The sequence below is a fragment of the Parafrankia sp. FMc2 genome, from assembly GCF_041008525.1.
Taxonomy (GTDB): domain Bacteria; phylum Actinomycetota; class Actinomycetes; order Frankiales; family Frankiaceae; genus Parafrankia.
Genome location: NZ_JBFLUG010000168.1, coordinates 1 through 13,370 on the forward strand (window position 1 = coordinate 1; position 13,370 = coordinate 13,370).

Here is a 13,370-nt window from a genome sequence, read left to right on the forward strand (position 1 = left end):
CTTCCCGCCCAGCCCGCCTCCCGCGCCACCCAACCTTCGCTCCGCGGCCGCGGCCGCGGAGCGAAGGTTGGGTGGCGCGGGAGGCGGGCTGGGCGGGAAGGGCGCGCAGGCCGACGGCCAGCGCCGCGAGGCCGACCGGGACGTTCAGGTAGAAGATCCAGCGCCAGTGCCAGTGCTGCGCGATGATGCCGCCCGTCACGGGGCCGAGGGCCAGGGCGAGTGCGACCGCGGCCGTCCACACCCCGGCGCCGAGCTGTCGGCCGCGGTTGTCGACGTCGGTGGCCAGCACCGCGAGGGTGCCCGGCATGATCAGTGCCGCGCCGCCGCCCTGCACCAGGCGGGCCGCGATGAGGATGTCGCCGGAGTTCGCCGAGCCGGCCACCGCGGACGAGCCGACGAAGACCACCAGGCCCAGCAGGAACATCGGCCGGCGGCCGTGCAGGTCGGTGAGCCGGCCGCCGACCAGCAGGAGCGTCGAGAACGACAGGATGTAGCTGGTCGCCACCCATTCCAGCTCGGAGACACTCAGTCCCAGTTCGGACTGCAGCGTCGGCAGGGCGACGTTCAGGACCGTGTTGTCCATGGCGACCACGAAGGCGGCGGTCGCCACCGCCGTCAGCACCAGCCGCGACCGTCCCGAGGCCTGCACCGCGGGGCGGTCGGAGTTCCGTCCCGGAATGTTCACAGCGGAATGTTTCCGTGCTTCTTCGGCGGCATCGACTCACGTTTGGTCCGTAATGCCCGCAACGCCCGGGTGACCTCGACCCGGGTATCGGACGGCGCGATGACGGCGTCGACATACCCGCGGTCGGCGGCCGGGTAGGGCGAGGCGATGCGGCTTCGGTACTCCGCGGCGAACGTCGCCGCCGCCTGGTCGCGTTCGGCGCCGGAGAGCGCGGCCAGCTGCCGGCGGTGCAGGATGCTCACCGCCCCGGTCGCCCCCATGACCGCGATCTCGGCAGTCGGCCAGGCCAGGTTCACATCGGCGCCCAGATGCTTGGAGCCCATCACCGCGTAGCCGCCGCCATAGGCCTTGCGCACCACCACCGTCACCAGCGGCACAGTCGCCTCGGCGTAGGCGTAGAAGAGCTTCGCGCCGCGCCGGATGATTCCCAGCTCCTCCTGCTGTCGGCCCGGCATGTAGCCGGGGACGTCGGTGAACGTGAGCAGCGGAATGTTGAACGCGTCGCAGACCCGGACGAACCGGGCCGCCTTCTCGGAGGCGTCGATGTCGATGACGCCGCCGAGCGCCCGCGGCTGGTTCGCGACGACGCCGACGGAGCTTCCCTCGACCCGGCCGAACCCGCAGATGATGTTCGGGGCGAACTCCGCGGACACCTCGAGGAAGTCGGCCTCGTCGACCACCCGCCGGATCACCTCGGCCATGTCGTACGACTGGTGCTGCGCGTCGGGCACCATGGTGTCGAGTTCCCGGTCGCGGTCGGTCACCGTCAGGGGATCCGGCGGCGCGGCGTAGCTGGGCGGCGGGTCCTCGCAGTTGTCGGGCAGGAAGCCGAGCAGGACCCGAACCCAGTCGAGCGCGTCGAGCTCGTCGGTGGCCAGGTAGTGGGCGTTGCCCGCGACCGTGGCGTTGATCCCGCCGCCACCGAGCTCGTCGAGCGTGGTCCTCTCGCCGGTGACGGCGAACACCACATCCGGCCCGGTGACGAACATGTGCGAGGTGCCGTCGACCATCACGGTGAAGTCGGTGACGGCCGGCGAGTACGCGGCTCCACCGGCACAGGTCCCCATGATCAGCGATATCTGTGGCACCCGGCCCGAGGCCAGCACGTTGCGGCGGCCGATCTCGGCGTAGTAGGCCAGCGACGCGACGCCTTCCTGGATGCGCGCCCCACCGGAGTCGTTGATCCCGATGATCGGGCAGCCGGTCCTGATCGCCAGGTCCATCATCTTGCAGATCTTTCGTCCGTGCGCCTCACCCAGACTGCCGCCGAACACGGTGCGGTCCTGCGCGAACACGCCGACCTGACGGCCGTGTACCGTCCCGAAGCCGGTCACCACGCCGTCGCCGGCCGGCCGGCGGTCGCCGAGGCCGAACTCGTGGCACTGGTGGCGGGCGAGCGCGTCGAACTCGGAGAAGGTCCCCGGGTCGAGGAGCAGCTCGATGCGTTCCCGCGCGGTCAGCCGGTCCGGGGTCTGTTGCCGGTCGGCCGCGTCCCGGGGCCCGGCGGACAGTGGCCGTTCCCCGCGCTGACGCAGCTCCGCCAGCCGGGCCACGGCCGTGGTGCGGCCTGCGGAGTCGGCGATCGTCATCGGTCCACTCCCGGCGTGCTCGTGGTGGTCTCGGAGGCCGCGCCGGCAAGGGAGCTCGCGGCGGCAGCGGAGGCCGTGTCGGCTGAGGCTGCCGCGGCGGTATGGGAGGTCGCGGCGGGGCGGCGAGCGAGGCGCGCGGCGAGATGGCGGGCCACGGCGTCGACGTCCGGCCGATCGACGAGCGAGAGATGATCTCCCGGCACGACCAGGACCTCGAGATCGTCGCAGCATTCGTCCCAGCCCAGCGCCAGGTCGGTGCGGTGGTACCGCTCGTCCAGCGCTGTCATCACCGCCTCGGGCCGTTCGGCCCGGTAGAGGATCACCGGGCCGGCGTACCGCCGGGGTTGGTACCGTTCGGCGATCCGGGCGTCGAGGTAGGACGTGCGCTGGTGGGCGAGCACGCCGGGGCTCATCCCGAGACCGGCGTCCGCGATCGCCCTCGTCAGCAGGTCGACCTGCTCGTCCTCCGGCATCCCGGCCAGGGCGTCGACGGCGACGTCCAGCCTCGTGTCGTAGGTCTGCTCGAGGTAGGACACGAAGCGGGTGAGCCGGGCGGAGACCAGGTCGTGGGCCGACCGGCCGGGCGCCGGTGCGGGCACCGGTAGCGGCTGGATGCTGTCGATCATCGCGACGAGGTCCACCGTCTCACCCGCGTCGACGAGCTGCACCGCCGCCTCATAGGCCAGCACGCCACCGAAGGACCAGCCGGCCAGTCGGTAGGGTCCGGTCGGCTGGAACTCCCGTAGCAGCTCGACGTAGCGGGCGGCCTTCTGTTCGACGGTCCGGATCTCGTCCAGGCGCTCGAACCCGACGCAGCCCAGCCGGTCGGGCAGCTGCGACACCAGCGGGTGGTAGACGCTGGACGTCCCGCCCGCGGGGTGGAACAGGAAGAGCGGCGCTCCGTCGCCGAGCGGGCGCAGGAACCGCACCGGCGAGCCGGTGTCCCCCTCGAACCGGTCGCGCAGCAGGTCGGCCATCGCCGCCACCGTCGGTTCGGCGAACAGCTCGGTCGCGCTGACCCGCGGCCACCCGGCCAGGGAGTCGGCCTGCCCGCCGACGCCGACGCCAGCGGTGGATCGTTCGTCCAGGTGCGCCTGGACCGCCTCGACGAGCCGGGTGGCAGCCGCCTCGTCGCCACCGAGTGCGTGGAACGAGTCGGTGACGCCGATCGCCCCGTCCCGGCCGATCGCGCCCTCCCGGGTCTCCCGGGTCAGGGCCTCGCGCCACAGCACGGCCAGCCACCGCTCGGTGGCGTCGCGAGGACCGACGCGCGACGGGCCGCGCGACGCCACCGGGGACGCCTTCGACAGGCCGAGTTCGCAGGCCACGTGGTGTTCGAAGTCGTTCAGGCTGGCGCCCTGCAGCAGCATCCGGGCAGGCAACGCCACACCGAAGTCCGCCTCGACGGCGTTCTTCGCCCGCATCGCCATCAGCGAGTCGAGACCGAGCTGGGTCAGCGGCACGTCCGGGTCCACATCCTCGACCCCGAAGCCCATGATCGAGGCGAGACGGGCCCGGGTCCGGCCGGTCGCAGCCGCGCGGGCCTGATCGGCGGGCAGTGCCAGCAGCGCGGGCACGCCCATCCAGTCGCCGCCGCTCGTCCGGCCGCCGCCGGTGTCGGCGGACGGGCCGGTGCCCGCACCGGTGGTCCGGCCGGGCCCCGCCAGCTCGGCGAAGAACGGCAGCGTGGCCAGGGCGGGGAACAGCTCGACCGCCGCGGCCACGTTGAGCCCGGTCACCCCGGTCACCGGACGATCGGTGACCAGCACCGCTTCGAGTGCCTCGAAGCCCTCCGCCGGGCTGATCGGCGCGAGCAGCACGTTGTCGTTGTCACGGGCGCCACCGATGCCGGACCACGCGCCCCATTCGATGCTCGTCGCGGGCAGCCCGTCGGCGCGCCGCTGCCGGGCGAACGCGTCCAGCCAGGCGTTCGCCGCCGCGTAGGCGCCCTGCCCCGGCGAGCCGAACAGCGCCGCCGCCGAGGAGAACAGCAGCAGCCAGTCGAGGTCGATGCCCCGGGTGGCCGCGTGCAGCCGCAGCGCACCGTGCACCTTCGGCCGCCAGACCCGGTCGAGACCGGCCCGCTCCAGCCCGAGGACGACAGCGTCGTCGAGCACGCCTGCCGCGTGCGCCACGCCGTACAGCGGGACGCCGCCGGCGACAGCGGCCTCGACCAGCCGCCGGGCGACCGTCGTCTCGGCGATGTCGCCGGTCACCACGACGACGTCGGTACCGGCCCGCCGGAGGTCGTCGAGTTCGGCGTCGGCCGCCGTGGACGGGTCGGACCGGCCGTTGAGGACGACGCGCCGCGCGCCGCGGTCGCCGAGCCACCGCGCCAGCGACAGCCCCAGCCCGGACAGACCCCCCGTGACGACATAGCTGCCTGGACGAACCACCATCCCCGCCGCGTCGCCGGAACTCACCGCGTCACGGGGGCCGGCCGCCCGCACGGCGTCGCCGGCGGTGTGCAGCCGGCCGACCAGGCGGGTGTCGCCGCGCCAGGCGACCTCGTCGTCGGCGGTACCGGCCAGCAGCTCGGCGACCACGGTCTCACCGGCACTGACGTCCGCGTCCACCACGGTCACGGCGAGTTCCGGGTGTTCGAAGGCGAGAACCCGGACGATTCCGCGCAGACATCCACCGGCGGGATCACCGGGCCCGTCAAGCGCCGCCGCACCCTGGGTCACCACCCACAGTCGGATCGGTCCCCGCGGTCCGGCCGTCGCGGCCCGGACCATCTCGGCCACGGCGAACACCAGGTCGGCGGCCGCGGCGGCAGTCGCCTCGACCGGGACCGCGTCGGCCGGGACCGGATCAGCCGGGACAACATCGGCCTCGAGCGGGACAGCCGACGGGCAGACGAGCACCAGGCCGGTACCCGTCCGATCGGGGTCGTCCGCCGGCCGTTCCAGGACGTCGGCAACCCGCCCGACGCCACGGACGGCGGTCACCCGGTGACCTGCCGCCCGCAGCCCCTCCCCGACCTCGACCGCGAGCCGGTCGTCGACGCCGCTGCCGCCACCGCTGACGGCGTCTACGACCAGCCAGGTGGCAGGTGCGGGGCGCGCCGGTTCGACGGGCAGCGGTGCCGGATCCCACCGGGTCTCGTACAGCCGGCGGGCCAGGGGCACGGGCACCGCGGAGTCCGGCAGGGCCCGCAGGTCGACGTCCCGAGCCTCGAGTCGCACCTCCCCGTCCGCGCCGAGCAGCTGCACGGTGCCGCGGAGCCGGTCGGCGTCCACGCGGCGCAGCCGCCCCCGGCAGTGCCCGCCCCGGCCGGGGTCGGCGAGGACGCGCAGCGAGCCGACGCCGACCGGTACGTACCACCGGCGAGCGTCCTCCCCCGGCCCTGCCGGGAGTGACCGGCCGGCGGCCGCGAAGACCTGCAGGCAGAGATCGAGCAGGGCGGGATGTACGACGAACGTGCCGTCCGTCGGAGCTGCCGGGCCGAGGCCGACCCGGGCGGTCGCCCACCCGCCGTCCTGGTCCGCCGACGCGCCGGAGCGGGCCGCGTCGACGCCGGTGAAGGCGGGACCGTAGGCGTGGCCGACCTCGGCGAACAACCGCGGGACGTCCACCTCGACGGCGTCGACCAGCGGGTCCCAGTCGTCGTCCCACTCGAGGGGGTCGCCGACGGTGACCCGCGCGGTGGCGTGCTTCTCCCACGGCAGCGGCGTCCCGGGCCCCGCCCCCGCCCCCGTGGCCGGGCCCGGGCCGGGACCGGCGACGCGGGCGTGGACGTCGACCACCGCGGCGAGCCTGCCGGTGATCGTCACCGACGTCGTCAGCTCGACCCGGCCTTCGACGGACAGCAGTCCGAGCAGCTCGAGGTCGTGCACGCTGACCTGCGCCGGGTCGACGCCGAACGCCTCCGCGGTGGCGGCGAGCACCGTCTCCGCGAACCCCGCGCCCGGCATGACGGCGGCGCCGCGCAGCCGGTGGTCGCCGAGCCACGGAAGCTGGTCCGTGCCGGTGACGGTGCGCCACAGGTGGCGGCCGCCCTCGGGCAGTTCGACCCGCTGGCCCAGGAACGGGTGCTGGCCGGCGGGTGGGAGGACGCCCGCGCCGCGGGCCGGAGCCCGGCCGGCGGGAAGGGGCGGGGTGAACCAGTGGCGGCGGCGGTGCCAGCGGGTCCGCGGCGGCGCTGCCGCCGGTGTGGCGGCCCGGGGGCGGACGAGCGGCACGAGCCGGTGCCGGTCGACGTTCACACCGTGCAGGTCCAGCTGCGCGACGGCGGCGCGTAACGCCAGGTGGTCGTCGGTGTCGCGGCGGCCGAGGACCACCGGCGCCGGCTCCTGCACTCCGCCGGCCCGCAGTGTCTCCCGTATCGAGGCCGCCGCGACCGGGTGCGGCGCGATCTCGGCGACCGTGGTGAAGCCGTCCTCGGCGGCCGCGGCGAGCGCCTGGGTGAACCGCACCGGACGTCGTGCGTTCGCCGCCCAGTACTCGGCGTCGAAGGCGGGCACCGACCTCGGGTCGGTCAACGCGGTGCCGTACAGCGGAATCCGGGGCGCCCGGCCCCGGACATCGGCGAGCGCGGCGGTGAGTTCGGCGAGCACCGGGTCCACCGCCGGCGAGTGCGCCGCGCCCCGGACGTCGAGGGCCCAGGCATCGCGGCCGAGGGCCCCCGCGTGCTCGACGAGCGCCGCCACCCCGGCCGGGTCGCCGGCCACGACACACTGCGTGGGCGAGGAGTACACGGCGACGCCGACACCGGGGTGGGCGTCGCCCTCTGCGGTGATCTTCGTGAGCTCGGCGGCGGACAGCCCCACCATCGCCATCGCGCCGGTTCCGGTGGTCTCCACGGACTCCAGCAGCCGGGAGCGGACGGCCATCACCCGCACGCCGTCGGCCAGGTCCAGAGCGCCGGCGACGACGGCGGCGGCGACCTCACCCATGGAGTGACCGAGGACCGCGCCCGGCACGACGCCGTAGGAGCGCAGCGTCCCGGCGAGGGCGACCTGCATCGTGAACAGCGTCAGCTGCGTGGCGGCGACGCCCTCGATCGCGGCCGTCGACCCGAGCGCCGCACGGACCGAGAACCCGGCCTGCTGACGGGTCAGGACGTCGACCGCGGCGACGATCCTGGCGAAGGTCACGTCCTCGGCCAGCAGGCGGGCGCCCATGCCCCGCCACTGCGAGCCGTAGCCCGAGAACACGAACAACGGGCCGCGGGCCGCCTCCGCTCGCTCCCTGTTTCGGCCGCCTGTCCGTCCCGCCGCCACGACGACGTCGGGTCGTCCACTGCGGTCGCCGCCGGCGGCGACCGTTCGCAGGCCCGCGACAACGCCGTCGAGGTCGCGGCCGATGACGGCGAACGCGGCCGGCCCGTGGTCCCGGTGATGGGCCAGGATGCCCGCCGCCTCCGCGAGCCGCATCGCCGAGTCCGCCGCCTGGGCGTGGGCCGTCGCGGCGAGCCAGTCGGCGAGGTCGCCGGCCGCCGCCCGCGCCCGGTCCGCGGTCAGCCCCGACACCGTGAGCACCGGGCCGGCGGTGGGCACGGCCGGCAGGTCGCCGAGGACACCCGCCGGCCCCGTGCCGTGGTGAGCACCGTCGGCCGGTCCGGCCTCGGTGAGGACGACGTGCGCGTTCGTCCCGCTGAACCCGAAGGCCGACACTCCGGCCGTCGCGCGTCCGCCGTAGCGCGGCCATGGCTGTGGCGCGGGTCCGGTGACGACGCGGAGCCGGGCGGCGGCGAAGTCGATGAACGGGTTGGGGGCGGTGAAGTTCAGGCTCGGCGGGATCTGCCCGTGGTGCAGCCCGAGCACGACCTTGATCAGTCCGGCGATGCCGGCCGCCGCCTCGAGATGACCGAGGTTCGTCTTCACCGAGCCGGTCAGCAGCGGCCGGTCAGGCGGGCGGCCCGCGCCGAGCACCTCGCCGAGGGCGCTGGCCTCGATCGGATCGCCCAGCGGCGTGCCGGTGCCGTGCGCCTCCACGTAGTCGACCTGGTCGGAGGCGATCCGGGCTGCCGCGTAGGCCGTTCGCAGCAGGTCGGCCTGGGCCTGCGGGCTGGGTGCCGTCAGCCCGTTGGACCGACCGTCGGAGTTGACCGCGCTGCCCCGGATGACGGCCAGCGCCGGCCGACGCGCCTGCCTGGCATCGGCCGACCTTTCGAGCACGACGACGCCGCAGCCCTCGCCCCTCGCGATGCCGTCCGCACCGGCGGAGAACGTCTTGCAGCGGCCGTCCGCCGCCAGCGCCCCGCCCAGATCGAAGTTCACGGTCACGGCCGGGGTCAGCAGCAGGTTCACCCCGCCGACGATGGCGAGGTCGATCTCCCCGGCCCGCAGGCTCTGGCTCGCCTGGTGCACCGCCACGAGCGACGACGAGCAGGCGGTGTCGACGGCGATACTCGGCCCGCGCAGGTCGAGCAGGTAGGAGATGCGGCCCGCGGCGATGCTCGGCGCCGATCCGGTCGAGGTCCAGGCATCGATCGCGGTCAGGTCGGCGGTGGTCAGGTACGCGTACTCGGCCACGCTGAGCCCGACGAAGACGCCGGTGCGGGTGCCCCGCAGCGACGACGGCCGGATGGCGGCGTGTTCGAGCGCCTCCCAGACGACCTCGAGCAGAAGGCGTTGCTGCGGGTCCATCAGCTCGGCCTCACGCGGCGTGATGCCGAAGAACTCCGCGTCGAAGCCCTCGACGTCGGCGAGGAAACCGCCCCAGCGGGTCGTGCGGGCGAGCAGCTCCGCCTGCTCGGGCGCCCTGGCGGCGAACGGCGCCCAGCGCTGCGGGGGCACCTCGCCGACACCGGCCTGCCCGGCGGTCAGGGCCGCCCAGAACTCCTCGGGACCATCGCCACTCGGGAAGCGGCAGCCCACGCCGACAACCGCGATCTCCGCCGGCGCGCCGTGCTCCGCGAGCATGCCGTGCTGCACCAGCGCTGGCGGGCGGGTCCCCGTCGTCGGCCCGTCCGCGGGCGGCAGTGCCTGGGTGTCGCCCGTGCCGGTCAGCGCCCGCGCCAGCAGCCGGATGGTCGGGTTCTCCCAGACCAGCGTCGCCGGCAGCACGACGTCCAGGTACTCCTCGATCTCCCCGGTCAGGGCCACCGCGTCCCGCGAGGCGAGGCCCACCTCGTTCAGTGGCTGGTCGGGATCGACGTCGGCCGGGTCGAGCTCCGCGGCGTCGGCGACCTGCGCGACCAGCCAGGCCACCAGCTCGGTCTCGGACGGCCGAGGCCCGGACCCGCTCACAGGTCGCGCCCGATCGAACCCGACCGGATGTCCCACCGGCCGTCGAGGTAGGCCTGCCGGCAGGCCCTCCGCGCGATCTTCCCGCTGGAGGTGCGGGGTACCGAGCCGGGCTCCACCAGCAGGAAGTCGTGCAGGGAGACGTTGTGCTCGGACGACACCGCGGCACGCACGGCCCGGGCGACCGCGCCGGTCTCGTCCGCCGCGCCGTCCGCCGCGTGGTAGCGCTCGGCCACGACAACGACGCCCTCCCCGCCTCCCCCGCCACCGGCGGTCGGCACGGTGAAGGCCGCCGTGCGATGTCGGCCCACGGCCGGATGCGCCTCCTCGACGGTGGACTCGACATCCTGCGGATAGACGTTGCGACCGTCCACGATGATCATGTCCTTGATCCGGCCGGTCACGAACAGTCCGCCCTCGTACCAGCTCGCCAGGTCGCCGGTACGCAGCCAGCTCCCGGTGCCAGGCGTCTCGGCCCGGGCGCCCGTCGCGGCGGTGCGCAGGACCGCCCGGAACACTTCGGCGCTGGTCTGTTCCTGGCGCCAGTAGCCGCGGCCGACGTTGTCGCCGCGGATCCAGATTTCGCCCACCGTGCCGTCCGGCACTGCCTGGCAGGTCACCGGGTCGACAATGCGCAGCTCCTGATCCACCGGGGCGCCGCTGGACACGAGTTCGGTCCGTTTCGCCGCCGGGCCGGCCGGCGGTTCGAGGTGGCCGAGCGCAAGCACGTCGGAGTCGGCGAACACAGTGGTCGGGCCTTCGTCCATCGGGCTCACACAGACCAGCACGGTCGCCTCGGCCAGACCGTAGGTCGGTCGCAACGCCGTCTCCCGGAGCCCGCACTCGGCGAACGCGGCATAGAAACGCCGGAGGGTCCCGGCCCGGACCGGCTCGGCACCGTTCGCGAAACTCCGTACACGGTCCAGACGCAGTTCGGCCTTGTCGGCCGCCTTGACACGTTTGACGCAGTAGTCGTAGGCGAAGTTCGGCGCCGCGGTGACGACACCCGGATACCGGGATACCTGCCGGAGCCACCGCGACGGCCGCTGCACGAAAGCCAGCGGATCGAGGATCACCGAATGTACGCCGGCCGCGATCGGCCCGGCGATCGACAGTATCAGCCCCATGTCGTGGAAAAGCGGAAGCCAGCTCACGGTCGTGTGGTCGCCGCGGTTCCGCACCTGATGACCAGCAAGCGCCTGGTAGGCGTTCACCACCACATTTCGATGAGTGATCACCACTCCGGCCGGCACCCGGGTCGATCCGGACGTGTACTGCAGGTAGGCCACGTCCTCGACGGCCGAGGGCGGACGGGTGGCCCAGGCCAGATCGTCGAACGTCTCGTCGACGAGCTGGTCGACGGCGGCCACCGTCACCTCGCCGGTGGCCGGGCCGCCCGCCAACCACTCCTTGGTGAAGGGCTCGACCTGGTCGAGCAGCGAAGCCGAGGTCATGACACAGCGCGGATCACAGTCGGCCAGCACCGCGGCGAGCCGCCCAGAACTGACCCCGTACCCGGGCGGGAAGAGCGGAACCGCCACCGCGCCGGCCGCGAGCGCGCCGAGGAAGGCGACCACATAATCGAGGTTCTGCGGCGTCAGCAACGCCACCCGGTCCCCGGGCTGGACGATCCGGCCCAGTCCGACCGCCACGGCACGCACCCGTTCCCGGAGCTCCCGATAGGTCAGCGTGGTCTGAGCTCCGTCGCGATCCCGCTCATAGTCGACGAACGTCATCGCCGGCTCGTCCGGTGCGTGTTCCGCCCAGTGCGCGAGATGGTCGGCGAGGGTACCCGCCCTCGCTGGAACCGCCGGGAGATCGCCGCTGTCGTCGTCAGTCGTGGAAATATTCATCGAGGCTCCGATCGAGGTGCAGGTCAATCCGAACTCTGCGTAGGTCAGGAGAGAGTCGATCGCTGACACAACCGGACGAAACCGGCAGCTCGTGGAACAGCCTGGCGAGCGGCCGGCCACCCGTCCTCGGAGCACGGCTACGAACTTCCCGCGCGCTTTATGGACTACGACTCCCAGCCACCAGAACAGGGCAACGACAACACCGGGCCGGAATTTCGTGACACCGCGCCACGAACCTTCACCGTCCGATCTCACGAGCTGGTGCGACGTGCTGCCATCGGCAAACTCGGCCACTACATCGCCCAGCGCCACACCTGATGGCGCCACAGCATCTTCTCCGCCCCTTGACGGCCCACTCCAGCCCGTGTTAGGCGTATGCCAAAGACAAGACGAAGACGGAACGAGGACAGCCGCATCGGGCGATCAGGATCCCATGATCGCCCACGGCTCCGGACCACCGAAATATCCGAGAGAGGCGTGCGGCGAGCGACATGGATGCAGTAGCCCCGTTATCCGCGACGCCTGTCGCGGCGGCACAGCGCGGCGTTGGGCGTCAAGTGGGTGGAGGCAGCATGACTGACGATGAGCCGGCATTACGCCCGTGCAGTCCGCCGACCGGGCGACCCAGGGAAGAGCCGACGAGAAGGAAGGATCTCGGCCGGGGTCCCGTGGTCGAAGCGGGCGCGCATGCGCCGGTCTCCTGAGCAGGGCGGCGGCAGTGGCAACAGGCCAGGACCAGGACACCGAAGCGGCCCGCACCACCGCGGCGATCGAGGAGCTGCGCCGGGCCGTCCGTGCACTTTCCCAGGCAGCTGTTGACGCCTTCGGCTCGGTGCCGTGGTTCCCCGGCCTGCCGGCTCAGACCCGGTCCTGGGCCCGTCTGGTCGTCGGGCGTGAGTTGATGCTGATGGCGGAGGACATCGCAACCCCGCAGCCGCCGCGATTACGGAACATCTTTTCCGGAGCTCCGCTGGAGGTGACGGGGCAGATCTCGCTCGACCAGATCCTGGAGCTCATCCGGCTGACCGTCGATGTCGTCCTGAACGGCATCCACGACGTGATGGACGATGCCTCCGCGTCACTGGTGCGCGGAGATCTGGAACGCTACGGCCGCGAGGTCGCCTTCGCCGCGGCGGCCGTGTACGCGAAACTGGCGGAGAACCGCGGCCGGGCGGGCGCCCAACGGCAGATGCTTCTCCTGGAAGCCCTCATCGACGGTGGCGAGGAGCAGATCGCGGAGCGCGCCTCCGGCCTGTTTCCGCTCGGTGTTCCCGTTCGGGTCATCGGCATGCTCCCGCGGTCCGACGCCGGTGAGCTCGTCCTTCTCGAAGTGACCCGGACCGCGGAACGGCACCGCGTCACCATGTGTGCCGCCCAGCGCGGGCGCTGCGTTCTGGCGATCCTTCCCGACGCCGCGGCAGATGTTCTCACCGATCTGGCATCGCCGGGTCTGTGGAGCACCGAGGCCGCCAGCTCCGACGGTCCGCTCATCGCCAGCCACACAGTCGTCACCAGCAGCGCTGTCAGTACCCTGAGCGCGGCCGGCCCGGCCACTGCGGCGGTGCTGTCCTCGTTACGGGCGATGCCCGCCTGGCAGGGTCCACCCGGCCTTCTTCACGTCGACGACCTCCTGCCCGAACGCACGCTGTGCGGCGACCAGCAGGCTGCGGACCAGCTGGTTGCCGAATGCCACAGCCCGCTCGCCGCGGCCGGGAAAGGTCTGGTGGAGACAGTGGACGCTTTGCTCGCGCACAACGGTTCACCCGACGCCGCGGCTCGCAGCATCCCGGTGCACGTGAACACCTTGCGTTACCGGCTGGACCGGGTGATAGCGCTGACCGGAAAGGATCCCCGCCGCAGTCACGACGCCTTCGCCCTGCGCATGGCCTTCACACTGGCCCGGGCCGGAATCACATCGTGGCGCGGCGTCTAGCCCTGTCTTCCGCACGTGCGTGCGGAGAGACAGCTACGCGATCTCTTGTTCTGACCGCGTCGGAGTGATCGCGATCTGTAGTGGCGGGTCTGGGACTGTTCGTGGCTGTGTCGGTCG

The 13,370-nt window shown here is 73.0% G+C and carries 6 protein-coding genes; 2 read left to right on the forward strand and 4 right to left on the reverse strand.

Features of this window, described 5'->3' with window-relative positions:
• The 4 genes from AB1460_RS31775 to AB1460_RS31790 form a co-directional block, all read right to left on the reverse strand.
• The coding region (locus AB1460_RS31775) for an MFS transporter (RefSeq protein WP_368965768.1) at positions 1-685 on the reverse strand (685 nt) is incomplete at its 3' end.
• Complete coding sequence (locus tag AB1460_RS31780; protein WP_368965769.1) at positions 682-2,274, reverse strand: acyl-CoA carboxylase subunit beta; 1,593 nt, start codon at positions 2,272-2,274, stop codon at positions 682-684. The genes AB1460_RS31780 and AB1460_RS31775, both read right to left, overlap by 4 nt.
• Complete coding sequence (locus AB1460_RS31785; RefSeq protein WP_368965770.1) at positions 2,271-9,470, reverse strand: SDR family NAD(P)-dependent oxidoreductase; 7,200 nt, start codon at positions 9,468-9,470, stop codon at positions 2,271-2,273. The genes AB1460_RS31780 and AB1460_RS31785 overlap by 4 nt, the downstream gene beginning before the upstream one ends.
• The gene (locus AB1460_RS31790) at positions 9,467-11,320 is read right to left on the reverse strand and encodes a fatty acyl-AMP ligase (RefSeq protein ID WP_368965771.1); all 1,854 of its coding nucleotides are present in this window, start codon (positions 11,318-11,320) and stop codon (positions 9,467-9,469) included. Before AB1460_RS31790 ends, AB1460_RS31785 begins: the two co-directional genes overlap by 4 nt.
• Before the next feature lie 159 nt (positions 11,321-11,479).
• Here AB1460_RS31790 and AB1460_RS31795 point away from each other — a divergent pair, with 159 nt between their 5' ends.
• Both AB1460_RS31795 and AB1460_RS31800 read left to right on the forward strand, forming a co-directional pair.
• A complete protein-coding gene (locus AB1460_RS31795; RefSeq protein ID WP_368965772.1) occupies positions 11,480-11,638 on the forward strand; it encodes a hypothetical protein in 159 nt (52 codons plus the stop codon).
• A gap of 400 nt (positions 11,639-12,038) precedes the next feature.
• Positions 12,039-13,253: a PucR family transcriptional regulator gene (locus tag AB1460_RS31800; RefSeq protein WP_368965773.1), complete on the forward strand. Its 1,215-nt coding sequence runs from the start codon at positions 12,039-12,041 to the stop codon at positions 13,251-13,253.
• The last annotated feature ends 117 nt before the right edge of the window (positions 13,254-13,370 follow it).

Excerpts from the sequence above, each read along its gene's own strand:
- AB1460_RS31795 (WP_368965772.1), top strand. The coding sequence starts at position 11,480 with ATGGACTACGACTCCCAGCCACCAGAACAGGGCAACGACAACACCGGG.
- AB1460_RS31790 (WP_368965771.1), bottom strand. The coding sequence starts at position 11,320 with ATGAATATTTCCACGACTGACGACGACAGCGGCGATCTCCCGGCGGTT.
- AB1460_RS31780 (WP_368965769.1), bottom strand. The coding sequence starts at position 2,274 with ATGACGATCGCCGACTCCGCAGGCCGCACCACGGCCGTGGCCCGGCTG.